This is a genomic window from Pseudomonas sp. NFACC13-1 (assembly GCF_900104425.1).
GTDB lineage: Bacteria > Pseudomonadota > Gammaproteobacteria > Pseudomonadales > Pseudomonadaceae > Aquipseudomonas > Aquipseudomonas fluorescens_AA.
Genome location: NZ_FMXV01000004.1, coordinates 163,124 through 187,960 on the forward strand (window position 1 = coordinate 163,124; position 24,837 = coordinate 187,960).

Below are 24,837 nucleotides of genomic sequence, written 5' to 3' on the forward strand. Positions count from 1 at the left end.
CTTTCGGTCGATCAAGCCAACGCCTTATCCAACGCCTTTTCAATTTCCGTCTTGATCGTGCCGCTCATGGCCGACATCAACATGCCCAGTTCCACGTCGACGCGGATCGAATCCTCGCCCACATGCACTTCGCCCTTGACCCCGGAACGCTTGAGTTTCAGGGTGTCGCCCACCCACTGCGGCTCCAGGCCATAGCTGTCGGACAACTTCTGCGCCAGCTTGTCGGCTTTCTCTCGCGCCGCTTCCTTGCCCAGGCCATGGGCACGCTCAACAGTTATACGGGCCATCGGGTGACTCCTGTTTTATCGGGACTTGCCTGAACGTTTCAGACCCTGGCTGCGTCAAAACGTCCCGGCGGTCGCCCATCTTACCTTCAGCCTTGCCAAGACAAAGCCCTCCACCGGGATTAGAATGTCCCGCATTCTTTTTTGGTGACCGCGATATGACTGATCAGCGCAAAGGCAGCGATGCCGAACCCACCACTCACTTCGGCTTCAAGAACGTGCCGGAAAGCCAGAAAGCGGAAAAAGTCGCTGAGGTTTTCCACTCGGTAGCCGCCAAGTACGACTTGATGAACGACCTGCTCTCGGGCGGCATGCACCGCCTGTGGAAGCGTTTCGCGATCGAGCTGTCGGGCGTGCGCAGCGGCAATCGTGTGCTGGACATCGCTGGCGGCACGGGTGACCTGACGAAGAAGTTTTCCCACATCGTCGGGCCGACCGGCCAGGTGGTGCTGGCCGACATCAATGAGTCCATGCTCAAGGTCGGCCGCGACCGCCTGCTGGACCTGGGGGTGGCCGGCAATGTCGAGTTCGTCCAGGCCGACGCCGAAAAGCTGCCGTTCCCCGACAACCATTTCGACTGCGTGACCATCGCCTTCGGCCTGCGCAACGTCACCCACAAGGAAGACGCCCTGCGCTCGATGCTGCGCGTGCTCAAGCCCGGCGGCCGCCTGCTGGTGCTGGAGTTCTCCAAGCCGACCAACGCGCTGATGTCCAAGGCCTATGACGCCTATTCGTTCGCCTTCATGCCGCTGATGGGCAAGCTGATCACCAATGACTCGGAAAGCTATCGCTACCTGGCCGAATCGATCCGCATGCACCCGAACCAGGAAACCCTGAAGTCGATGATGGTCGAGGCCGGTTTCGACCGCGTGACCTACCACAACATGACCGCGGGCATCGTCGCCCTGCACCGCGGTATCAAGCCCTGATGTTGCTCACCGGCCTGCTCGCCAGCGTCGAACTCGGCATCAACCGGGTGCTGCGCCTGGACAGCACGGCGCTCGCGCGCCTGGCGCACTTGAGCGGCAAGGTGATCGCCGTCGACTGCCGCAACCCTACGTTGCAGCTGTTCATCCTGCCCAGCGACGAAGGCCTGATGCTCGCCTCCCACTGGGAAGCCGAAGCCGATTGCACCCTGCGCGCCCCAGCCTCGAGCCTGCTGAACCTGGCCCTGGGCAAGGACAAGACCGCGGTGCTGCACAGCCCCGAAGTCGAACTCGACGGCGACAGTGGCGTGCTGCTGGAGCTGGCGGCGATTCTCCAGGACCTGGAACTGGACTGGGAATACGAAGTGTCCCGCTGGATCGGCCCGGTGGCGACCCAGTTGCTCAGCGGCCATCTGCACAGTCGCCGCCGCTGGTATCGCCAGGGCTTCGCCAGCCTGGGACAGAATCTGAGTGAATACCTGGCCGAAGAATCGCGTACCCTCGTAGGCCAACGCGAGGCCCAGGCCCGTTTTGATGAACTGGACCAGGTCAAGCTTGACCTGGAACGTCTCGAGGCGCGTTTCGAGCGCCTTTCCCGATCCCTTGAAACCAAGCGATAACGCATGAAGCTGCTTGCCGTCCGCCGTTTGTTGCGCATCCAGCGCGTCGTGATCCGCTACCGCCTCGATGACCTGCTGTTCGCCCTGCCGCTGCCCTGGTTTCTCCTGGCGCTGCGCTTCGTGCTGCCGTGGCGCTGGTTCCCCCGACGAACCCTGGACCTGACGCGTGGCGCGCGCCTGCGCCTGGCCTTGCAGGACCTGGGACCGATCTTCATCAAGTTCGGGCAGATCCTCTCGACCCGGCGCGACCTGCTGCCCGAAGACATCGCCGATGAACTGATGCTGTTGCAAGACCGCGTGCCGCCGTTCGATTCCAAGCTGTCGGTGGCGCTGATCGAGGAACAACTGGGCAAGAAGATCAGCGAAGTGTTCAGCCGTTTCGACGTCGAGCCCCTGGCCTCGGCCTCCGTGGCCCAGGTTCACGCCGCCCAGCTCAAGAGCGGCGAAGAGGTGGTGGTCAAGGTCATCCGTCCGGGCCTCAAGCCCATCATCGCCCAGGACCTGGCGTGGCTGTTCATCCTCGCCCGCGCCGCCGAGCGGCTGTCGGCCGATGCGCGCCTGCTGCACCCGGTGGACGTGGTCCAGGACTACGAAAAAACCATCTACGACGAACTCGACCTGCTGCGCGAGGCCGCCAACGCCAGCCAGTTGCGCCGCAACTTCGAAGGCTCGCCGCTGCTTTATGTGCCGCAGGTCTATTGGGACTGGTGCCGGCCGAAAGTACTGGTGATGGAGCGCATCTACGGTATCCAGGTCACCGACCTGGCGACCCTGGCCGACCAGCGCACCGACATGAAACTGCTGGCCGAGCGCGGCGTGGAGATCTTCTTCACCCAAGTGTTCCGCGACAGTTTCTTCCACGCCGACATGCACCCGGGCAACATCTTCGTCAGCACCGTGCAACCGTGGAGCCCGCAATACATCGCCATCGACTGCGGCATCGTCGGCAGCCTGACCCCCGAGGACCAGGACTACCTGGCCCGCAACCTGTTCGCCTTCTTCAAGCGTGATTACCGCCGTGTCGCCCAACTGCACATCGATTCGGGCTGGGTGCCGGCCGAGACCAAGCTCAACGAATTCGAAGCGGCGATCCGAACCGTGTGCGAACCGATCTTCGAAAAACCGTTAAAAGATATTTCCTTCGGCCAGGTACTGATGCGCCTGTTCCAGACCGCGCGACGCTTCAACATGGAGGTCCAGCCCCAGTTGGTGCTGCTGCAGAAAACCCTGTTGAACATCGAAGGCCTCGGTCGCCAGCTGTACCCGGACCTCGACCTGTGGAACACCGCCCAACCGTTCCTCGAACGCTGGATGCGCGAGCGCGTCAGCCCGCGCGCCTTGCTGGGCAACGTGCAGAGCCAGTTCGAGCAGATCCCGCACCTGGCCAACATGACCCGCGACCTGCTCGAACGCATGTCCCAACCCCACGCCCACGACCCGGCGCCACCGTGGCACCGACGCAAGGACGACTGGCTGTTGCGCCTGCTGGGCGCGGCTCACCTGGGCGGCGGCGCGGTGCTGGCGACCGGCGGGCCGTTGAGCGAACTGGGTCACTGGCCGGCCGGTATCATGATGGCGGTGGGTCTGTATCTGGTCGTTCGCCGATAGCCAGCACCGGTTCGCGCTGGCACACTGTTTCAACGCTGGGCCCGCCGACGTCAGGTGCGCGGCCCATGGTCGGAGTCAACGATGAAAAACTGGCAGGACGAGATCAAGTGGGACGCTGACGGCCTGGTGCCGGCCATCGCCCAGGACCACAAGACCGGGCGCGTATTGATGATGGCCTGGATGAACCGTGAAGCACTGGCCCTGACCGCCGCCGAGAACCGAGCCATCTATTGGTCACGTTCCCGTGGCAAGCTGTGGCGCAAGGGTGAAGAGTCCGGGCATATGCAGCACCTGCATGAGATGCGCCTGGATTGCGACGGCGACGTCATCATCCTGATGGTCGAGCAAGTCGGTGAGATTGCTTGCCACACCGGCCGTCAAAGCTGCTTCTATCGCGTCTTCGAGAACGGCGACTGGAAAACCGTCGACCCGGTGCTCAAGGACCCGCATGCCATTTATTCAGGACATACCCATGAGTGACACCCTGACCCGCCTGGCCCAGGTGCTGGAAGAGCGCAAGGGCGCCGCGGCCGACAGCTCCTATGTCGCCAGCCTGTACCACAAGGGCTTGAACAAGATTCTGGAAAAAGTCGGCGAAGAATCCGTCGAGACCATCATCGCCGCCAAGGACGCCGCCATCAGCGGCGACTGCAGCGACGTGATCTACGAGACCGCCGACCTGTGGTTCCACAGCCTGGTCATGCTGGCCCAACTGGGGCAGCATCCGCAGGCCGTACTGGATGAACTGGACCGTCGCTTCGGTCTGTCCGGGCACGTCGAGAAAGCCTCGCGCCCGTCCGCCTGATCCATTTTTGAGAGGAGTAGCCACATGGGTATCTTTGACTGGAAACACTGGGTCGTCATCCTGGTCGTCGTGGTGCTGGTGTTCGGCACCAAGAAACTGAAGAACCTCGGCACCGATGTCGGCGAGTCGATCAAGGGTTTTCGCAAGGCCATGAACGATGACGAGAAACCGGCCGATCCGACGACAAACCAGGCTCAGCCCGCACAACCGACCCAACCGGTACATCCACAGGCCACTCAGCCTGTGAATGCGCCGAATACCATCGACGTGCAGGCCCAAAAAGTCGAAGAGCCCATCCGCAAAGACTCGTGAGCACTGACTAATGTTTGGGATCAGCTTCACTGAACTGCTGCTCGTCGGCCTCGTCGCCCTGCTGGTACTGGGCCCCGAGCGCCTGCCGGGTGCTGCGCGCACCGCCGGTCTCTGGATCGGGCGCCTGAAGCGCAGCTTCAATGCGATCAAACAGGAAGTTGAACGTGAAATCGGTGCAGACGACATCCGTCGGCAACTGCACAACGAACACATTCTGTCCCTGGAGCAGGAGGCGCGGAAAATCTTCACGCCCACCCAGCAGGAACCGACGCCAGTCCAGCCTGAGGCCGAGCCGACGGTGGCTCCCCAAGTGCCAGAAGGTGGCGCGCCGGTGACTGAACCGGCGCCAGTGACACCGACGGTCGCGGACACAGCGCCCCCGGCTGTCCCTGCGCCTAACGATCCTACTTTGCCGCCGCGAGCCCCATGAGCGATATTCCTGAAAACGACCAGCCGATGCCGCTGGTATCGCACCTCACCGAGTTGCGCACCCGCCTGCTGCGTTGCGTCGCGTCGGTGTTCATCATCTTCGCCGGGCTGTTTTCCTTCACCCAGCAGATCTACACCTTCGTCTCCACGCCACTGCGCCAGTACCTGCCGGTAGGCGCGACAATGATCGCCACCGACGTGTCGTCGCCGTTCCTGACGCCATTGAAGCTGACGATGATGGTCTCGCTGTTCCTGGCGATCCCGGTGATCCTGCACCAGATCTGGGGCTTCATCGCACCGGGCCTGTACAAGCATGAAAAGCGCATCGCCGTGCCGCTGTTGGTGTCCAGCATCCTGCTGTTCTACACCGGCATGGCCTTCGCCTACTACCTGGTGTTCCCGCTGATCTTCAAGTTCTTCGCCGCCGCCACCCCGGCGGGCGTGGAGATGATGACCGATATCAGCAGCTACCTGGATTTCGTCATGACGCTGTTCTTCGCCTTCGGCGTGGCGTTCGAAATCCCCGTGGCCGTGGTGCTGCTGGTGTGGATCGGCGTGGTCGACGTGGCCTACCTGAAGAAGATCCGCCCCTACGTGATCATCGGCTGCTTCGTGGTCGGCATGATCCTGACCCCGCCGGACATTTTCTCCCAGACCCTGCTGGCGGTGCCGATGTGGCTGCTGTTCGAGATCGGCATCCTGTTCGGCAGCCTGGTGCGCAAGCGCCGGGAAGAAGAACCCGAGGATCGGCCGGTCGATGACCACAACGACCAGCCGCCAGCGACCCAAGCGTGAACCTGCTGCTGCTCGAAGAGGCCGACTTCATCGGGCCTGACCGCGTCATCCTGAGCGATCGCCGGTTGACCCATATGCAGGAAGTCCATCGCAGTGCCGTCGGTGACAGCCTGCGGGTCGGGCGCATCGGAGGGTTGATGGGCTCGGCCCAGGTGCTGCGCCTGGAGGCTCGCGAGGCCGAACTGCAAGTGACCCTCGACCAGCCGCCGCCGGCCAAGTTGCCGTTGACCCTGGTGCTGGCGCTGCCGCGTCCGAAAATGCTCCGGCGAGTGTTCCAGACGGTCGCCACCATGGGCGTACCGCGGGTGGTGCTGGTCAACAGCTATCGCGTGGAAAAGAGCTTCTGGCAGACGCCGTTCCTCGAGCCCGAGGCCATCCGCGAGCAACTGATCCTGGGCCTGGAACAAGCCCGGGACAGCGTGCTGCCAGACATCATCATCGAAAAACGTTTCAAACCCTTCGTCGAGGACCGCCTGCCGGCCATCGCGAACGGCACCCTCGGCCTGGTCGGCCACCCTGGCAACCACCCGCCCTGCCCGCGAGCGCTGACAGAACCGGTGACCTTGGCCATCGGCCCAGAAGGCGGTTGGATTCCCTACGAGATCGACCTGCTGGGCAAGGCCGGCCTGCAGCCGGTTCAACTGGGCGAGCGAATCCTGCGGGTCGAGACCGCGGTTACGGCACTGCTCGCACGACTGTTCTGATCCCTGGGTTTGCCAGGGCATTCCAAACGCATCTAACTCATTTCTCCTGCTTCCCCTTCATTCGCCAATTTGACCCCGCGCCATCGCCAGTCGTGAGGATGCACGCAGCAAACCGGACGCCAGCTATTTTCTACAGATCCCCCTGACATGGTCGATACTCTTATCACAAGAACTATCGAAGGTTCGAAGGAGTATCAGCATGTTCAGTTGGCTAACCGAAAAGCTGGGAAACGTAAGTGTCAATCGCAAACTGGGTTTCGGTTTTGGCCTGGTCCTGCTCATGACCCTCCTGAGCACTTTCGCGGGCTGGAACAGCCTGGGCAGCGTGATCAGCCGCGCGGATAAACAGGCGTCTATCGCAAGTCTCAATGAGTTGGCCAAGGATTTGCGAGTCGCCAGTCTCGACTATGAGATGCGGCGCGGCGAACAAGGGCCGGCAGTCGTCAGCGAGTTCCTGGGCAAGCTTCAGGAAAGCATACAAGCCGCTCTCAAACGGTTTGTACGTCCGGCAGACCAGGAGTTGCTCAATCAGCAACTGGCTATCCTCGATGAGTACAAACGCGCCTTTGCCGACCTGACCCAAGCGACGCAGAACCGCGAATCGGCCCGATCCAAGCTGGGCGCCAACGCCGACAATGCCGTGGCCAAGGTGAAAGAGGTCGAAAACGCCTTGCGCCAAGGCGACAGTGTTGCGCAATTCGACAGCGTGATTGAGCTGAGCAAACTGCTCCAGCAAGCGCGCTACCAGGTCCGCGGCTACACCTACAGTGGCAAGGCCGATGCCGAGCAACCGGCGCTGGATGCCATCGACAGTGTCTTGAAAAATCTTGAAAGCCTGCCGGGCAAACTGCCGGAACAGCACGCCGCCAACCTGCAACAAGCCACCGAGTCGATGAAGGCTTATCGTGCCGCCGTCAGCCAGTTCCGCGATTCGCAGGTGAGCAGCGCCTCAGCCCTCAAAAAAATGGCCGACCAAGACACCCGTTTGAACGCTCTGAATGATCAATTGACTACTTCGCAGATCGAGAAACGCGACCAGGAAACGGCTCAAGCGAAAGAAACGCTGATCATTGTCACCATCCTGGCATTGGCGTTTGGCCTGCTGGCTGCATGGATCATCACCCGGCAGATCGTCGTGCCACTGCAACAGACCCTGGTTGCCCTCGAACGTGTCGCCTCCGGTGACTTGAGTCATAACCTGGTGGTCACCCGCCGTGACGACATGGGCCAATTGCAGGGCAGCCTGCAGCGAATGGTGATCAGCTTGCGGCAACTGATCGGTGGTATCAGCGACGGCGTCACGCAGATCGCCAGCGCCGCCGAACAGCTTTCAGCCGTGACCGAACAGACCAGCGCCGGGGTCAACAGCCAGAAAGTGGAAACCGATCAGGTCGCCACCGCCATGCACGAAATGACCGCCACGGTGCAGGAAGTGGCGCGCAACGCCGAGGAAGCTTCCGAAGCGGCCGTCGCCGCGGACCAGCAGGCGCGCGAAGGCGAAAAAGTCGTGGGCGAAGCCATTGCCCAGATCGAACGCCTGTCCAAGGAAGTGGGCAATTCCACCGAAGCCATGGGCCATCTCAAGCGCGAGAGCGACAAGATCGGCAGTGTGCTGGATGTGATCAAGTCCGTGGCCCAGCAAACCAACCTGCTGGCCCTCAACGCGGCGATCGAGGCGGCCCGGGCCGGTGAAGCCGGACGTGGTTTCGCGGTGGTGGCCGATGAAGTTCGCAGCCTGGCCCAGCGCACCCAGAAGTCCACCGAAGAAATCGAGGGGCTTATCCTCGGCCTGCAATCGGGCACCGAACAGGTCGCGACCACCCTGGACAACAGCCGCAACCTGACCGACAGCAGCGTCGAATTGACCCGCCGCGCCGGCGGCTCATTGGAAAACATCACCCGCACCGTCTCGGCAATCCAGTCGATGAACCAACAGATCGCCGCCGCCGCCGAGCAGCAGAGTGCTGTGGCCGAAGAGATCAACCGCAGCGTCGTGAACGTTCGCGATGTGTCCGAACAAACGGCTTCTTCCAGTGAAGAAACCGCGGCCTCCAGCGCCGAACTGGCACGGCTGGGGGTGCATTTGCAGACGCTGGTGGGGCGCTTCAAGGTCTAAAAATATACCCCACCGTGGCGAGAGAGCTTGCTCCCTCGCCACGGAAACGCATTACGCCTATTTTTCTACAGATTCCGCCCGAACCGCCGATACAGCCCTGATAAAACCAATCAGCGCTACAAGGGAGTATCAGCATGTTCCGGTGGCTTGCCCAGGGTCTGGGAAACGTAGGCGTTAATCGCAAACTCGGCGCAGGCTTCGGCCTGGTGCTGTTCCTCACCTTGATGATTGCATTCACCGGTTGGTCCGGCCTGGGCAATGTCATCAGTCGGGGCGACAAACTGGGGTTCATTGCCAGTCTCAACGACTTGAGCAAAGACTTGAACCTGGCCAGCATCGACTACAACACCACGCGGGGCGAGAAAGGACCGCAAGCGGTCAACGATCTGCTGGGCAAGCTCGAGGCCGGGCTGAAAACCGCCCGCGAACTGATCGAACAGCCGGCCGACGTCGCGCTGATCGACAAGCAACTGGCCGCCGTCGCCGAATACAAGGGCGCCTTCGCCCAGATGACCCGCGCCACCGTCAGCCGCGAAGATGCACGCAGCAAACTCGGCGCCAGCGCCGACAACGCCGTGGCCCGCGTCGCCGAAGTTGAAACGTCGATGCTGCAAGCCGGCGACGTCACCCCGTTCAACAGCGTGGTCACCCTGAGCAAGGCCATCCAGCAAGCCCGCTACCAGGTTCGCGGCTACACCTACAGCGGCAAGAGCGACGCCCAGCAACCCGCCCTCGATGCCATCGACGCCGTCCTCAAACTGCTTGCGCGCCTGCCAGACCAATTGCCCCAGGAACACGCCGCCAACCTGCAGCAGGCCAGCGACTCGTTCAACCTCTATCGCGCGGCGGTCGCCCAGTTCCGCGACTCGCAGATCGACAACGCCGCCGCCCTCCAGCGCATGAGCGAGCAGGGTCAGATACTGATGGACGCCAGCCAGAAGCTGACCGTGTCCCAGACAGCCGTGCGTGACCACGACGCCGCCCAAGCCAAGATGGTCCTGATCGTAGCGGCTGCCCTGGCGCTGCTGTTTGGCGTGATCGCCGCGCTGTTCATCACCCGGCAGATCGTGGGCCCGCTCGGCCAGACCTTGAAGGTTGCCGAACGCGTGGCCGCCGGCGACCTGACCCACAACCTCACCTCCGACCGTCGCGACGAACTGGGCCAACTGCAACGCGCCATGCAAAGCATGACCGTGGGCCTGCGACAATTGATCGGTGGCATCAGCGAAGGTGTGACCCAGATCTCCAGCGCCGCCGAACAACTCTCGGCCGTGACCGAGCAGACCAGCGCCGGGGTCAACAGCCAGAAAGTGGAAACCGATCAGGTCGCCACCGCCATGCACGAAATGACCGCCACGGTGCAAGAAGTCGCCCGCAACGCCGAGGAAGCCTCCGAAGCCGCCGTCGCAGCCGACCAACAGGCCCGCGAAGGTGACAAAGTGGTGGGCGAGGCCATTGCCCAGATCGAGCGGCTGGCCAAGGAAGTGGGCAACTCCACCGCCGCCATGGGGGATTTGAAGCGCGAAAGCGACAAGATCGGCAGCGTCCTGGACGTGATCAAGTCCGTGGCCCAGCAGACCAACCTGCTGGCGCTCAACGCAGCCATCGAGGCAGCCCGTGCCGGCGAGGCAGGACGAGGCTTCGCCGTGGTGGCCGATGAAGTCCGCAGCCTGGCCCAGCGCACCCAGAAGTCCACCGAAGAAATCGCAGAACTGATTGTTGGCCTGCAAAGCGGCACCGAACAGGTCGCGACCATCATGGACAACAGCCGCAGCCTGACCGACAGCAGCGTCGAACTGACCCGCCGCGCGGGAGGCTCGTTGGAGAACATTACTCGCACGGTTTCGGCGATCCAATCGATGAACCAACAGATCGCGGCCGCGGCCGAACAGCAGAGCGCCGTGGCCGAAGAAATCAACCGCAGCGTGCTGAACGTACGCGACGTGTCAGAACAAACTGCATCATCCAGCGAAGAAACCGCCGCCTCTAGTGCCGAACTGGCCCGGCTGGGCGTGCACTTGCAGACGTTGGTGGGACGATTCAGGGTCTAGGGGCGAACAAGGACCGGCAAGCGCCTGGGCAAGCTCCAAGAGAGCGTACAAGCGCCCTGATCGTGGGCTCGCGAAGCGACACCGACCAGGTCGCGGCGATCCAGGCGATAAACCGGCGGACCGCCGCCGCGGCCGAGCAGCAGAGCCCTGTGGTTGAGGAATCAATCGCAGTGTACTGAACGTCCGCGATGTGTCCGAACAGTCCTCCGCCGCCAGTGAAGAGACCCCGCTTCCAGCGCCGAACTGGCTCGGCTTGGGGGCATTTGCAGACGTTGATGGGGCGCTTCAAGGTTTAGCGGAACCTTTCGCGGGTTTTGCATATTTGGGTGGGTCCATATCCGCCGCTGCGGTAACGGCCACTTCGAAAAGCTTGAATACCGGCCCGACGAAAGTAACCAAAACGTGTTTACCCCTCGCCCCCCGCCTAGGCGGAGCGGTGCCCTCACTGCAGCATCGCTCCGGGCTACCGGATAGGACCATTCATGGCCCATTCGGATGTCTCAGCCCTATTCGCAAACGGTGTGCAACCCAGACCTCAAAGTTCGTCTCGCGACAAAGGTCTGCGACCTAAATCCTGAGCAAAGCGAAGCAAATAACCATCTGGATCCTGCACAAGGAAATTGCTCTCTCCTTGAAGATGTTTATTTTCCCTATACCAAAATTCCTCTATGGGCTTTCGCAACGTATGCCCGGATAGCACGAGCGTTCTCGCCAAAGCGTTGACATCAGGGCATTCGATTGAAAGGTTTATCCCGCGCCCATAGGGTTTTTCAAGCGGCTCAACTCGCCAGGGGGATACATCGGGACGGCCCTGTTCCAACATCAATTGACTTCCATGATATGAAATGAAAGCAAAGCCGTCTTCCGGCCTTTCATACTCAATATTAAAACCGATCACTTTGCAGTAAAACTTTAGGCTATATTTAATATCAGAGACTATCATCTCTGGCAGAAGCGCATTGAAGTCAACCATAAAACCCTTTCATCCTTGAATTAATTAGCTCAGCCAAAAATCATTATTGGCCACACCTAGGAAAAACCCTTTTTAACGAACACTCCTTGAAGACTCAGTTTTTCCCAGGTAGAAAATGTAGACGACTATCAAACGAAAGAAAACCCTTTGCTTTGTTTCTAATTAAGACCGACAAAATCTGTCTGTAAGCCAGACAAAATTTGACATTTAATGTAACAAATCAAAAAAGTTACAAGCCACGTCTGAAATAAATTTTATACTTTTCGATTTGCGAATATTTATAGTTTTCCTTAGATTCGCCTCCGCCCAAAAACGGAGTAGAACATGGCCGAAATTATTATTGGCTCCGACCAACCCACCGGATTGGTTTTGAATGAGCGTAAAGCTATATCTCCTTTACTCATTGGCATGTTCACCGATTGCCGATGCAACTCCGCGCCCATTCTAAAATAACTTCGATATCAACAGCCTTCTTCATACAGCCCCAAAATCCAAACTACGACTCAGCACAGGCAGACTAGGAAAATGGACAACTTCGTCGCGACAGAAGAAACTTATGACTGGAAGCGAGAACACGGCACTTCACCAACGATTAAAAAAATGGCACACCAAGTGCGCATGCGAGGTACCGACAATCAAATACTTCAAGGTAGAGCCTTGGGGCTTTGGTCCAAAAACACAGAACAAATGAACGCGTTTTTGCGTCAATCAGTGGAGGAGATAAGAAAATTCCAGTTACTGAAAATAAAAAAACTGGTTGATAATGCCTTCGCAAATGTCCCCTTCTATCGTGAACTTTATACCGCCTGCGGCTACGAACTTGGGAGCATCTCCAGCTTCTCAGACTTCGAACGACTTCCCATCGTAAACAAGTCTCTCCTCAATAGCTTTGAACCAAGCAAGATAGTCAACGACGCTGAACACCTTGAGCATGCCAACACCTCTCGCACATCAGGGTCCAGTGGAAGTCCGTTCACCGTATATAGCGACGATAACGACATCATCCTCGACCACTTACAAGTGCTCCGTTTCTACAGTTCATGCTTGAAAACTCCGTTACAAGAGAGCGATTGGATATATCTGCTCCACCACGAAGGCTTGGCGTTCTCTTCCCTTCATGGCAAATATAGAACGTTCCAACTACCAGACCTGCTACCTGACACACCGTTAGGCGAACACCTGTCCTATCTGCGTCCCAGGTTACTTGTAACACTGCCAAGCTACCTTCCTTTGATACTTCAACACAAAGAACATGTGAAAAGCAGCGGGGTGGAGGCCATCTTGACTAATTCCGAGTCCAGTACTCAGCAAGAGCGTGACTATTATTCTAAAGCGCTAGGTCTCCCAGTGTATGACGAGTACAGCTCCGAAGAAATAGGAATGATCGCGACCCAATGCACTCACGGCAATTATCATGTCATTGAGGACGGTGTGTATTTGGAAATTGTGAATGCCGATAGCCGGGGCTTCGGTAATGTCGTCTGTACGGATCTCAATAATGAGCTCATGCCATTGATTCGATTCGATCATGGCGATGTGGCCAAAAGAACTACCTCTAATAGCCTTTGCGAATGCGGCAGTGCATGCACCTCCTTGGAAGAAATAAATGGCAGGCGTGATGATACCTTTCGCACTCGGGGACTGGAGGTCGTTCCAAGCGCTTCTCTGTTGGCCGCTATAGATGACATATTGATTACACCTGACAAGACCTTGAAGCACTTCCGTCTGATACAAAAAAACTCAGAGACCGTGGAGTTAATTACCCAATATTCAGGCGCCCCGCATAAAAGCATGCCGAAAATATTACAGGAGCTTAGAGATCGAATTTCCTTATTATTTGGCTATTCAATTACGCTGCTACACCGAGAGGTACATGAATGGCCCATGCAGAAATCCTACAAACGCAGAAGCATTGTTCGAGAATGGGAAATTAATTAAACATGTCATTGATCAAGGTGATAAATGCTTCCTTATCCATTCACGGAAAAATATTTTTCTCGAATCTGAACCTGACCATTAACAGAGGCGACCAGCTGGGTATCGTTGGAGATAACGGAGCTGGAAAAAGCTCACTGCTTCGCAGCATCGCGAAACAACAAGATGAATATGAAGGCGACATAATACATGCTCGAGGGTTACGCTGCCTCTATGTAGAACAGGGATACCCTGCTCAATGGGACGAGTCAACTGCGACTGAAATATTGGAAAATAGTTTATCTGACGCAACGAAAGAGCAATGGAAAGTCAGCTATGCCCTTGAGCTGTTTAACTTTCCAGAAGGCTACCGAGCACTCCCATTCGGCCAACTAAGTGGTGGTTGGAAAAAAATAGTAATGATTGCCGAAGCGGCTATCTTGCAACCAGATGTATTGTTACTGGATGAACCAACAAACCACTTAGACCGTTGCCACATAGAGAACCTTATTCGTCTGCTTAGGGAAAAACACATTGCAGATACATTTGCTGTAGTCAGCCACAACCGTGACTTCCTGGATTTAGCTACGAAGAGTACGCTTTTTCTCCATGACCAGCGTTTTTCCCACTTCAAAACCAGTTTCACTCATGCAAGAAAACTGCTTTCAGAACAGGAACAGGCGTTGGCTGAATACAGATCAGTCAAACTCAATGAAATTCAAAGATTAAAAAAAAGTGCACACTTTCAACGTCAACTGGGTGTAAACAATCATAGTGACAACGCTTCTCAAAAGGCAAAAAAAATAGAGCGCAGGGTCAAGAGCCTTGAAGCCAACATGCCCATCGCGAGTTTTTTGCGCAAACAAGACATTACATTGGCCACTGATGAATTAAATGTAAAAAAAATTCTCCATATAGAAAACTTCAAGTTACATTCACCCCTAGGACATTTTCTATTTTCTATAAAAGCGCTCGTCATCAACAGAGGCGATCGAATCGTTATTTCTGGCAACAACGGTTCCGGTAAAAGCACCTTGCTAAAGGCCATTATTGACGGCACGGCCACGGAGATAAAGCGCAATCCCTCCATAAAAATAGGCATTCTTGACCAAAATTTCTCTACATTACCAAAATCATCCAGCGCACTGGAGTTCTTCTCAAGCAATTTTGAAATTGATCAGCAGCAAGCAATCAATAAACTCGCCTCCGCGGGATTCTCCTATTTGAGTACCCAAAAAAAAATTAGGCAACTCAGCTACGGCGAACGCAGTCGACTCGCTCTATTGGCATTGAGCTTGAACAACCCAAATTTTTTAATTCTGGACGAACCTACAAACCACTTGGACATAAAGTCCCAGGAGACACTGGAAAGCGAAATCCAGCGACTGAATCCCGCTGCGATAATAGTTTCCCACGACGCAAGGTTTATTAAGAACATTGGAAATCGCTATTTTGAAATAACCAACGGCGCACTCAAAGAATGTTACTAGAGCACGAATACATAGATACGTAGCTCACGCCTCATACCTGCTAAACACTCCAAACACTTGCACAGACCTGTATTATCCATGAACGATTTAATCAGTTTGAAGTCAGTCTGCAAAAAATACTCTTTAGCCAGAGAAACCAAAGGTATAACGGCATGGAGCAAGCAACTAATAAAACCACAATATGACATATTTCAGGCACTGGATTCGATAGAGCTCACGATTAAAAATGGCGCCGCCGTTGGATTTATTGGACCAAACGGCGCGGGCAAATCCAGCTTGATCAAGATACTGTGTGGCATACAAAAACCTTCGTCCGGACAAGTAAGGGTCCTCGGCTGCGATCCAAGTCTTCGTGAAAAAAAATTTCTCAAGCAAATAGGAGTGGTCTTCGGCCATAAAACATCACTCTGGTGGGATCTACCAGTCAAAACAAGTTTTGATACCTATAAAGAAATTTATGGTATTGCAGACACTGACTATCTTCGTCGGCTTTCAGAACTATCTGATGCTTTGAATCTGGTCAAGGTCCTTCACAAACCCGTTCGCAACTTAAGCTTGGGCGAACGCGTAAAATGCGAGCTAACCCTTAATCTCTTGCATTCTCCAAAACTGATTTTTCTGGATGAGCCAACGGTCGGTCTGGACGTAACGTCCAAATATGAAATACGCAGATACCTGAACCACGAAAGAAAAACAAATAACCTTTCGGTATTTCTAACGAGCCATGACCTCGGCGATATAGAAGCCTGCTGTGACGACGCCATTATCATAGACAAAGGCCGCATTCGCTTTGACGGCTCCATGCGCGAATTAAGCAGGACTTTTAGGACTAATGTAAAACTAACCGTAAGCACTCAAGACATCACTAATAGCGAGAAAGGGCTTCTGGCATTCAAAAAAGCAATTGAAAATTTTCCAGAGTTCAGCATTCTCAATGATGGATCAAACCAGACCTCCTACATCGTACCACGGTCATCAATCAGCGCCATCTTCAGTTTATTCAAGGAGGGAATCTACGACTTGGAAGTCTCTTCATTGGATTTTGAGAATAGCGTGGTCAATCTTTTCAAAACCTGGTCTGACGAGTGATCATGAACATTACCGCCTATTACAAGCTCATTCAAACAGGGTTGCTCTCGGCGTATCGAGACAGGTCCATGTTAATCACCGACCTACTCATCGCCACGGGCGTACCATTTTTTATACAGTTTGCCATATGGAGTTTTGTTTACCACGGAGGCACCGCAGAAACGCTTCCGCAATATACGTTAAAGGAAACCTATCTTTATTATGTTTCGGTGCTAGCGCTAAATCGATTGAACAACACCTACGACCTGATTTTTAGAGTCTCCACAAATGTACATGAGGGGCAACTGGAAGGTATTTTCATTAAGCCTATAAGCTATTTTAAGTACAACCTGTTTATTTTTCTGGGTGAAAGCATTCTTTATTATGTTCCAATATTGATTATCGCTGCTTTCGTCATGATTTCAGGCTCTATAGGCCCTGGAGTCATAGGCTTCATAATATTGAGCCTGATCAATCTGTTGTTCTGTTTTCTACTCGGATTCCTAATGTCATTGTCTACGTTTTGGCTAACTCGACCCGACATGACACTCAGTTTCCAAGCTATTTTGGCGAATGTAATTGGTGGAACGTTGCTTCCGCTGTCGTATTGGCCGGAGTTTCTTCAGCCTTTGATGCGATACAATCCATTTAGATTACTCATCAGTGGTCCAGCAGAATTCTTGCTGCGCCCAAGCAGCGAATTACTTATAGAGCTTCTAAGTCTTTATGCTGCCTGGTTTCTGATTATGTTGGCGGCCTGCAAGATCGCCTTTAAGTTCGCTAGCAACAGATACTCGGGAGTAGGAGGTTAAATGCACGCACTCATATTGATCAGAAACGCGGCAAAAGAAGCAGGCAAATACAAAACCAATCTTTTCGGCAGCACGCTTGCGCTAGTAACACTTTATACTTTACAGTTTGTTTTTTTTGATGTCATCAGTACTTTCGTTGTCACTGACGAAATAAACACCAACTGGTTACTCATTTTCTTCATGTCATACACGTTGGGAGGTTTGCTAACCAGCTTCTTTAGTTCCGCTATTGCCGGTTTTTTTCGGCAGCTCACACAGGGCCGGATTGACATGTTGCTGGTGCGTCCAGTTAACCTGCTGACACTGATTTTATTCCGCTGGTGCCAAGTTCATTATCTATGGAGCGCATTACTCATGACGGCCATTTGCGGGCTTTCGAATAAAATAGATTTTTCACCGTTCTTAGCGAGTCCATTAAACTCTGGCTTGTATTTGCTTGTCATGCTGACGGGAGTGGTCGCAAGCGTTACCTTTATTATGGCGCTAAACTCGTTTTCATTTGTTACCCAGCGCGACCTACCTGTTGACTACATTCATTCGTCTATCTTTACGTTTGCTCTGTTGCCCGCAACGTTCTATTCCAGGATCTTACTATATTTTTTGATCGCAGCCTTACCAATGATCGTATTTGCATCTGTTGCATTAGATGCTTTATTTAATGGACTCACGCTGTTCGTATCAGCCTTTATTATGGTGGTAACCCTCACGTTTTTTGTGACCATCAAGCAGGTTTACAATCTATTTAGACGATTCGACAGCATCGGTGGATAACAGATAGCGATTAGACAGCGGAGGTTTTCAATCAAGCCCATGAAAGCGTTAGCTCATGGGCTATTTAAAGGAGTGTCTAGATAACAAATCGGGGGCATCAACGACGCCCCCCGGATTTACCTTTATATACTTCAAGTCACAGCTAGAGCAATTATTATCAGAACAGTCGCTTACGAAACCGGGTAGCTGTGCCCATGCCCTTCAGTATCTACCTTCAGGGAAAATCAATAACTTGCTTCACCGCCTTGGCAAAGATAGCACTGATTGTTCCTTGCTCTTGCGCGGCCAAGTGAGACGTTACCACTAGGTTTTTAGTAGACAGAGAAAGCAGGCCATACGGATCTTTAAATTGACCTTTATTTTCTACCCACTCATTGTAATAACCATCGATATAGCAAAACGCTTCCGGGCGAGTACAAAGAAAGTCTTTAAGCGCCACTGGACAAATGATCCAAGGACTGGACATATTAAAGATTTTAATGGTTGGGCTCGCACTTTTCAATACATCCTCATTAATCAAATATCGCGTTTCAGAACATCCTGCAAGATGAATGCATACAACGTCCATAGTGCCCACAATGTCCTTCACAGATGCATACGTCATGCTCAGTTGTTTTTCAATTCCGGGCTTTCTAGTTCGAGACCAGTAGGTCATTCTCGAACAACCACGTAGACGCAGCTGATGCGCCATCTCGGTGCCAATAGCGCCCATCCCCACAAACCCGATGCTCAAGTCTGATAGAGAAGGCCTCGGTGTTTGTATCCAGCCCCCCCCCTCTTTCACGCCCTCAATACTTTCAGGAACCTTTGCCAGGCAAATGGTGAGCATGGCCAATGTAAACTCTGTCACTGCCTGGACATTCATATAAGGAGTATTAGTCAGGTGTATAGATTTTTTTGTAGCGTAGTCAACATCCACAAAACCTGCTATCCCCGTCCCCATGACGACCACGTGCCTCAGTTGAGTGGCCTTATCAATCAATCGAACCGATAAATACTCCGGCCCGCCCAAAATATAAGCGTGCACGTCGGGTAATAGCTCTAAAAGCTGTTGCTCGTCAACAGGACGTCTAATATGGATGGGTTCGATGTTGTGTGGAAATACCGCTCTATCGATGTCAAAATCCCCTGTAATCAGGACCTTTTTCATTCTGAAACCTTCTCTGCAGTGTTGATTCTATTGGCCGGCTTCAGTTCGAGTAGAGCTTGCCTCAAGCGTGAAATAGAATGATCGAACTGATCATCAGGCTTCAATAAAGCAATTCTTATACGGTCGCTCCCTGAAACCTCATGGCTGCTCCAATAGAAATACCTTCCTGGCAGTACGGCCACGTCATAAGTTGCTAGGTATTCCGTTAACTCAAGATCCGAGAGACCCGTTTGCTTTATATTAAGCCACATGACCGTCATGACCGATTGCGGATGTTCTGCATCAATATAAACCCTTGTCCCTACGAGTTGCGAGCGGACCATTTCCGAGTTTTTGGCAATAATCGAATGCATGTAAGCGAGGCCGCCTTTTCTCAATGTCGCTTCGATGAATTCGATGATTACTCTCAGTGTAAAACTTGAACAGCAAAGATAGATTTCCTCGTATATGGTTCTGATATCCTGAGCCAAATCATCGCTGTATGAGAGCAGACTGGCTTTGGCATCCAATGTCGGCCACTGTTTGCCGGTATCCTCTAGGACGATAAACGATGCATTCTTTTCAAGCAGAAGTGCATACTCGTCAAGCGGAGCTTTATGGCAAAAGCGAAAGGAGGTGTCGAGTATTAATACTATATTTAGCCTGCAACATAGATCAGTGATATTTTCCATCATGACCGCGTCGAAGACGAAACCTGTGGGATTATTCGGATTGACGATGAACAGAGCATTCAGATCTTTGTCTCGAATGACCTTCTCTAGGAGCTCTATATCGTAGAACATTTTTTCCGGAAGAGCTTCAAGTTCGACTTCCCTACGTCGAAGTAGTTGGGCGAGGTTATCAAATGTCGGTTCTATCAAACCGATTTTAAATTTTTTTGAACGCGCCCATGCACCCACTATATCTATACTGTTTGACGCAGTGGGACAGACCGAAAAATATTTGTGTCGCTTTAAACCTGCCAGCGCGAAATAATCTGCAAAAACATCTTTAAAGGCCATTTCCATTTGCGGGATAGACGTCTCGACCGCAGCATCCCATAAATCCGGCAAATTGAATAACACGCCTCTAAAATGCTTCTTCGCGGAAATATAACTATGACCGTCTGCAAGGTTATACTTTACCGACAGCCCAAAAACCTCATGTTCAGTGAGGCTCTGGCTTTTGTAATCAGGCAAATAATTCATCAGACTTCCACCGGGTAATTTCAAATATTAACCTAACCTTAGTTTCCTGATTTGCCCTCCATGACGTGCCGAACCTTAATAACCAGACGCCTACATGTAAAGTTCATCTACCAATAACTAGTTATCTAAATATGTCCTACTTTTACCACCCTGAGCGGAGCAATACCTCAAGAAATGTATTTTGTAACATTGCTTGCTCGCACAGTTGCGAACCTTGAAATAAAAACACTATGGTCAATTGCGTTTTGCCAGCACTCATATAGTCAGTATCAGTAGTTTTTTAAAAAAATACCCCCGTTAGTGTCTCTAAATATATCAAAGCAACACCTTGTATATCTTTAGCTCTCTGAAGTCTGCCATTACAGACTTCCAACCCATTATCTTCGGCGAAGGCGCTTGAGATTTTTAAGTTACACGTTACATCCAGAAACCTAACAGTTCTGATAGTAGACAACCTGTTCATATAGACAGAGACTGAATGAGTCGTCTGGCTTCTGGAAAATGATCATGGATACCACTCCCGACAGGCTTCTCATTGAATATCGATACGATGCTCTCGATCGCTTGGTCGGCTACGTGCCCGGCGATCAGTCCCAGGGCAGTCGTTTTTATCAACGAGACCGGCTGACTACGGAAATCCAAGGACCCCTTCAGCTTCAGATTTTTCAAGGCATGGAAGGGCTATTGGCGGAAAGCCACAATGGAAACAGCCTGGTCACTTCGTTGTTGATGACCGACCAACATGGCTCTGTACTGACGGCCTTCGGCAGGAGATCAGCTTATACACCGTACGGTCATCGGCCGAAGGCGGGAGGCTTGACCAGTATTATGGGCTTCAACGGCGAACGGGCTGATTCAACCACTGGTCACTACCTGCTGGGAAACGGACACCGTGCTTTCAATCCGCGGCTCATGCGCTTCAACAGTTCCGACAGCTTGAGCCCCTTTGGGAAAGGTGGCTTGAATAGCTATGCGTATTGCGGGGGTGACCCGGTCAACCGTAGCGATCCCACGGGAAGATGGTTTGGATGGGCTTGGTTTACCAGTAATCTTGTCCAAATGGCTGCTGATTACCTGCCCCCCTTTATCCCCCAACGAGTCGCAAGGTGGATCCCGGGAATAGAAAATCCCACGTTAGGGTGGTGGGCTAAACATATTCACAACGTGAGCAGTTTTTCTTCGTCGGCTAGTTACATACCCGTGAGCTTGATTGACAATGTGGCTTTTACTGAAACTCGCTATGGCATAACTTTAAGCATCCATTTGGGGATTACGGCCGTTTCCGTTGTCAGCGGTACTGTGCTGACTCTGCACAAAGCAGCTATTAGGGGGAGAGAACTAGTGCAGCTCACGGCAGTTCGAACTCCTGGGGATTTAGCCAACGCTACCGCAGGCGTCGCCTCTCCAACCCCGGGGCGTTCAAGCCCGCGGGCATCAGGGCAAACGAGGGTAATGACAAATGCTAATGAGATACGAACGGGCAGCCTGACCTAAGGACAACAATGTATGACGATGGAAAACAACTCAGTCCATCGGCGTGTTCATCCGTTCCCCTGCCACGCCACCCGGCATGCGGGTACGCTCCCCCAATCGGCCGCCCTCATGCAGTTGCGCTTCACTTCGTTCCCTGGGGTCAGCTTACGGCGTGACTTTCACCCACACGTTCGCACCAATGCTAGGGGCACCAAAACTCGCCCTTCAGCACAAGGCCACACAACCTTGCGCCATTGCCTACAACTACGCCAGAATCCGCCGGCTTGTACGCCTTGGGCCTGGGCTTTAACGTTTGCGGGTCGCTGTCAGTTCAGCGATCGGGTTTAGCAGCCTGGACATCCTAGACGTACGCTCTCCACATGCATGAGCAGGCTTCAGCGCTTGCGCATCTATGCCATGGCGGTTGTGCGTGGGAGACCTTCGGGTCTGCCGGGTTCTAGGGTCCCGGTCTGCTAACCCGCGTACAGTCGCCACCATTCTCGTTTAGCAGCGATATCTGGCGGCTCCACTACCCTAGGAGCGTCAACCATGTACAAGGTCACACCCAACCCACCCGAACCAGAAACAGACCCCAAGAAACTCCAGGAAGCCTCTGATCGCGCGCTCGATTACTACTTGAACCCCAAACAGGCCAAATCCGAGAATAAACCGTCGCCAGGCCAACTCTTCACCATCGTCGACGGCATCGACACCGAAAGCCTGCTGGCCAACCTCAGCGAAACCCTGGCCTCAGCCGATGCCATGGTCAGCGACCTTGCGTTCGACCTGAAAGGCTCACGACGCCATGTTGCCCTCGGCATCCTGCAACTGATAGAACTGAGTGGTTTGTTGGCGAATCGACTATTGGATAACGTCAACCCGCAGCACTGACCAACATCGCCGCAAAACTCAGCACCGCAGATAAAAACTCGCCCAACAAAAGGCCCCGCGTTCTTTCAGAGGCGGGGCTATTTTGATTTATCTGGGAGACGGAACCAGCACGATTGGCGAGTGCATTAACGTACCGTCAAATCCATTCGGTAGCCTGCCCCCGGAGCACCTTCGTGCAACGCCGACTGAATCCTTTCATACAAAGCATTGGCCTCCGCAGTCGTTATTGACCGAGAACAATCACGCAGTACGACGTGCAGTAGAACATTCTCCTGATCGGCCAGGAGGCCAAGTCGCTCAATAGCTTGCGGCGGCAATTCAGATGAAACCCAACGTCCTTTGATCTGCATTTCCTCGATCCAGCCAGAACAGTCCCCGGCCGCCTGAAGCATCCTCTCCGTCAGCACCTCCTCGCTCAATCCAGGAGACACCGCCACCGAAATATCTCGAGAAATCGAAGGCAAGCGCGAAACGGCGCTCCATGGCCGCAGATCTTGCATTTGAGCCTGCACTCGTTCGTTAGAGTCTCGCAACAAACGGATATCTGGAATGCCCTTGCGTAGCATCGTCAACCGATCCAGGCCCATTCCCAACACTAGTCCACCATGGCTCCGAGGATCAATTTTTAATCGCCTCAGTAGCGAAGTGGCGATGAGGCCGCATTCGAGTACTTCAACATTGGTGCCGTCGTTCAATACATTCACTTCGATTCCACCCTCGGTGTAGTGATGCGGGCTGTCGCTGTAGACCCAAGGCTTATCGGGTACCGCAGCGCCGAGAATATCGCCGACCAGACGCAACAGATGCTCACGATCCGAAAGTTCTGGATCGCCCAGAACCCAAACATCCATTTGATGCGGTTCGGCGCAATGCCACCTATCCCGACTGTCGCGGCGAAATGTGATGCCCGGAGCGGCGAGCAGGATCATTTCCCCCGTCTTGCGCTCTTGAGCAGCCAGTTGAAGGGCGACGGGAATCTGGCTGGTGGTTTGCGTGCGCAATAGCGAATGTTCGCTCACCCAGCGCGTGTGTTCACTGCCCAAGGTGATCTCTGCCGGGTCATAGCCCAGTAGCCCATAGTTTTCTTCGGCAGACACGATACGCGGGCCAGTCTGAATACGTGCCCGAGGCCAGCCGTTACGAATCAATCCCTCGACAATCTCATCGACCATCAGCCGAACCGCGTGGACGGGTGTATGTGTTTCCGTCAGGTCTGTTACGGACAGCGCCTGCTGGAGGGCTGTATCAGACAAATATTTTTTTGTACCTGACATTTCCGCCCCCTTAGTTTAAAACATCAAACGAACAGCAATAAAACCTATCAACACTAGACCACCCAAACAACGCCAGCGGGTCATTTACTTAAATTTCAGAAAACTGCTACAGACACTTCCCACACAAATAACCTCTTCGCAGCCAACAAACAAAAAAACAGCACAATCCACTCTAAAAAACTCAAAAAAACCTATTCCAAACATTAGAATACTTGAATTAATCACACACTTTTTGGAGAGGAAGAATTCTGGGGCATTGCAGACTCACAGGAATTCCTTGATGAATGCAGTCATCAAGGATTAAACACTGCGCACATTCACGAGCTCAGTACTCTTCCTCGAAATAGCATAATTTTCTCGTTCAGCGACAACGCGGCCAGGCTCACGGTAGAGATTGCCAAGGCCACCCCAGTCAAGAAGAGCGTTTTCTGCGCAGCACAGGTCTTCGATTCGTCTTTCAGTAGCGCTGAACTACGGTTTGCGCTTACTGCTTAACAGCGATTTCAGAAGAGCGTTAGAAAGACAGCGTTTCTTTTTAAACATGCTTAACTCCTATGACTCATTTCTCCTATCAGGCGAAGACACTTTCGGAAAAGTCACACTCAACCGCCAGGCTGAGCCCTACGCTTTGATAGAGGAGGACATTTCAGAGAACTTCATACACTCAGCAGCCGAATTTTTCGAGGTGCACTATGCCCACATGAATATTCATGAACGCTGCCCATTCTGTTTGAACGGAAAACTTAAGATTTCTGGAATCTTAACGGTATTAAGAAAAGCCAACCCACAATTACCCAACAACATTCGAGCCAGGCTTGCGCTGTTATCAGATTCGGTAGCCAAGGCGGGAGGATTTCTGACAGTCGTAAAAAACAAGGTCACGTCTTTACAAGCCGACAACGAGGAGCATATCGAAACATTGAAATTAGCTGCCGGGCTCGAGGACTCGGACTCACCGAATTCGCCATCGGCGTCAACGAAGAAATAGCGACCTTCATAGATTACAAGGTGAACTCTCAAATGAATGAGGGCATCAACGGTGTCCACTTGGCTATCGGGGATGGTTCCAGCGGCTTTCACATTGACTTCCTCAGTCCAGACGTCAATGTCACTCCAGTTGTTCAATAACGCTAGTCACTCGAAATCCAGAAGTCCCAAGTACAAATCCTCAGGCCAACAAAAAG

Annotated in this window: 23 protein-coding genes and 2 pseudogenes; 20 read left to right on the plus strand and 5 right to left on the minus strand. The window is 53.6% G+C overall.

The genetic code is table 11. From position 1 onward, the window contains the following. Positions 1-11 precede the first annotated feature (11 nt). Positions 12-287 carry a polyhydroxyalkanoic acid system family protein gene (locus BLQ55_RS07425; protein WP_060739573.1) on the minus strand — a complete coding sequence of 92 codons (276 nt, stop codon included), beginning with the start codon at positions 285-287 and terminating at the stop codon, positions 12-14. Between the two features lie 155 nt (positions 288-442). On the opposite strand from BLQ55_RS07425, the gene ubiE reads away from it, so the two are divergent. From ubiE to BLQ55_RS07480, 12 genes and pseudogenes are all read left to right on the plus strand, one after another. Then, positions 443-1,213 carry a bifunctional demethylmenaquinone methyltransferase/2-methoxy-6-polyprenyl-1,4-benzoquinol methylase UbiE gene (gene ubiE / locus BLQ55_RS07430; RefSeq protein WP_003196937.1) on the plus strand — a complete coding sequence of 257 codons (771 nt, stop codon included), beginning with the start codon at positions 443-445 and terminating at the stop codon, positions 1,211-1,213. Continuing rightward, positions 1,213-1,837 (plus strand): annotated as a pseudogene (locus BLQ55_RS07435) (SCP2 domain-containing protein). The gene ubiE and the pseudogene BLQ55_RS07435 overlap by 1 nt, the downstream one beginning before the upstream one ends. After that, positions 1,834-3,438, plus strand: a complete 1,605-nt coding sequence (ubiB, locus tag BLQ55_RS07440; RefSeq protein ID WP_092203308.1) for a ubiquinone biosynthesis regulatory protein kinase UbiB — start codon at positions 1,834-1,836, stop codon at positions 3,436-3,438. The pseudogene BLQ55_RS07435 and the gene ubiB overlap by 4 nt, the downstream one beginning before the upstream one ends. An 81-nt stretch (positions 3,439-3,519) precedes the next feature. Continuing rightward, complete coding sequence (gene hisI / locus BLQ55_RS07445; RefSeq protein WP_092203306.1) at positions 3,520-3,918, plus strand: phosphoribosyl-AMP cyclohydrolase; 399 nt, start codon at positions 3,520-3,522, stop codon at positions 3,916-3,918. Further along, a complete protein-coding gene (locus BLQ55_RS07450) occupies positions 3,911-4,243 on the plus strand; it encodes a phosphoribosyl-ATP diphosphatase (RefSeq protein ID WP_003186671.1) in 333 nt (110 codons plus the stop codon). The genes hisI and BLQ55_RS07450 overlap by 8 nt, the downstream gene beginning before the upstream one ends. 24 nt (positions 4,244-4,267) lie before the next feature. Continuing rightward, positions 4,268-4,555 (plus strand): twin-arginine translocase TatA/TatE family subunit, encoded by a 288-nt coding sequence (locus BLQ55_RS07455; RefSeq protein ID WP_060739575.1) that lies wholly within the window; start codon positions 4,268-4,270, stop codon positions 4,553-4,555. Between the two features lie 10 nt (positions 4,556-4,565). Next, positions 4,566-4,985: a Sec-independent protein translocase protein TatB gene (gene tatB, locus BLQ55_RS07460; RefSeq protein ID WP_092253164.1), complete on the plus strand. Its 420-nt coding sequence runs from the start codon at positions 4,566-4,568 to the stop codon at positions 4,983-4,985. Next, a complete protein-coding gene (gene tatC, locus BLQ55_RS07465) occupies positions 4,982-5,779 on the plus strand; it encodes a twin-arginine translocase subunit TatC (protein WP_092253166.1) in 798 nt (265 codons plus the stop codon). The genes tatB and tatC overlap by 4 nt, the downstream gene beginning before the upstream one ends. Further along, complete coding sequence (locus tag BLQ55_RS07470; RefSeq protein ID WP_092253168.1) at positions 5,776-6,483, plus strand: 16S rRNA (uracil(1498)-N(3))-methyltransferase; 708 nt, start codon at positions 5,776-5,778, stop codon at positions 6,481-6,483. Before tatC ends, BLQ55_RS07470 begins: the two co-directional genes overlap by 4 nt. Before the next feature lie 280 nt (positions 6,484-6,763). Beyond that, positions 6,764-7,696: pseudogene (locus tag BLQ55_RS32760) on the plus strand (methyl-accepting chemotaxis protein); the annotation flags it as partial. Between the two features lie 198 nt (positions 7,697-7,894). Beyond that, positions 7,895-8,599, plus strand: a complete 705-nt coding sequence (locus tag BLQ55_RS32765; RefSeq protein WP_371128522.1) for a methyl-accepting chemotaxis protein — start codon at positions 7,895-7,897, stop codon at positions 8,597-8,599. A gap of 134 nt (positions 8,600-8,733) precedes the next feature. Beyond that, positions 8,734-10,650, plus strand: a complete 1,917-nt coding sequence (locus tag BLQ55_RS07480) for a methyl-accepting chemotaxis protein (protein WP_092253169.1) — start codon at positions 8,734-8,736, stop codon at positions 10,648-10,650. A gap of 535 nt (positions 10,651-11,185) precedes the next feature. Here BLQ55_RS07480 and BLQ55_RS07485 read toward each other — a convergent pair. Then, positions 11,186-11,623: a VOC family protein gene (locus tag BLQ55_RS07485; protein ID WP_092253171.1), complete on the minus strand. Its 438-nt coding sequence runs from the start codon at positions 11,621-11,623 to the stop codon at positions 11,186-11,188. A 525-nt stretch (positions 11,624-12,148) separates the two neighbouring features. Here BLQ55_RS07485 and BLQ55_RS07490 point away from each other — a divergent pair. From BLQ55_RS07490 to BLQ55_RS07510, 5 genes are all read left to right on the plus strand, one after another. Beyond that, positions 12,149-13,561, plus strand: coding sequence for a phenylacetate--CoA ligase family protein (locus BLQ55_RS07490; protein WP_092253173.1), 1,413 nt, complete (start codon positions 12,149-12,151; stop codon positions 13,559-13,561). A 2-nt stretch (positions 13,562-13,563) separates the two neighbouring features. Then, complete coding sequence (locus tag BLQ55_RS07495; protein WP_092253175.1) at positions 13,564-15,027, plus strand: ATP-binding cassette domain-containing protein; 1,464 nt, start codon at positions 13,564-13,566, stop codon at positions 15,025-15,027. 78 nt (positions 15,028-15,105) lie between these two features. Further along, the gene (locus tag BLQ55_RS07500; protein ID WP_092253177.1) at positions 15,106-16,116 is read left to right on the plus strand and encodes an ABC transporter ATP-binding protein; all 1,011 of its coding nucleotides are present in this window, start codon (positions 15,106-15,108) and stop codon (positions 16,114-16,116) included. Between the two features lie 2 nt (positions 16,117-16,118). Next, entirely contained in the window at positions 16,119-16,907 is a 789-nt protein-coding gene (locus tag BLQ55_RS07505) for an ABC-2 family transporter protein (RefSeq protein WP_092253179.1), read from the plus strand. Next, a complete protein-coding gene (locus tag BLQ55_RS07510) occupies positions 16,908-17,678 on the plus strand; it encodes an ABC-2 family transporter protein (protein WP_092253181.1) in 771 nt (256 codons plus the stop codon). It begins immediately after the preceding gene. Positions 17,679-17,892: 214 nt separating this feature from the next. Here the strand turns inward: BLQ55_RS07510 and BLQ55_RS07515 are convergent, their stop codons facing one another. Continuing rightward, positions 17,893-18,828 carry an NAD(P)-dependent oxidoreductase gene (locus BLQ55_RS07515; RefSeq protein ID WP_092253183.1) on the minus strand — a complete coding sequence of 312 codons (936 nt, stop codon included), beginning with the start codon at positions 18,826-18,828 and terminating at the stop codon, positions 17,893-17,895. Further along, positions 18,825-20,015 (minus strand): aminotransferase class I/II-fold pyridoxal phosphate-dependent enzyme, encoded by a 1,191-nt coding sequence (locus tag BLQ55_RS07520; RefSeq protein ID WP_092253185.1) that lies wholly within the window; start codon positions 20,013-20,015, stop codon positions 18,825-18,827. Before BLQ55_RS07520 ends, BLQ55_RS07515 begins: the two co-directional genes overlap by 4 nt. Positions 20,016-20,522: 507 nt before the next feature. Here BLQ55_RS07520 and BLQ55_RS07525 point away from each other — a divergent pair. Beyond that, the gene (locus BLQ55_RS07525; protein WP_092253352.1) at positions 20,523-21,509 is read left to right on the plus strand and encodes an RHS repeat-associated core domain-containing protein; all 987 of its coding nucleotides are present in this window, start codon (positions 20,523-20,525) and stop codon (positions 21,507-21,509) included. Positions 21,510-22,037: 528 nt separating this feature from the next. Then, a complete protein-coding gene (locus BLQ55_RS07530) occupies positions 22,038-22,379 on the plus strand; it encodes a DUF6124 family protein (RefSeq protein ID WP_092253187.1) in 342 nt (113 codons plus the stop codon). Between the two features lie 125 nt (positions 22,380-22,504). On the opposite strand, the gene BLQ55_RS07535 is transcribed toward BLQ55_RS07530, so the two are convergent. Further along, positions 22,505-23,653, minus strand: a complete 1,149-nt coding sequence (locus tag BLQ55_RS07535) for a PheS-related mystery ligase SrmL (RefSeq protein ID WP_092253189.1) — start codon at positions 23,651-23,653, stop codon at positions 22,505-22,507. A gap of 478 nt (positions 23,654-24,131) precedes the next feature. Here BLQ55_RS07535 and BLQ55_RS32435 point away from each other — a divergent pair, with 478 nt between their 5' ends. Further along, positions 24,132-24,641, plus strand: coding sequence for a CgnE/CgnB domain-containing protein (locus tag BLQ55_RS32435; RefSeq protein WP_256326547.1), 510 nt, complete (start codon positions 24,132-24,134; stop codon positions 24,639-24,641). The last annotated feature ends 196 nt before the right edge of the window (positions 24,642-24,837 follow it).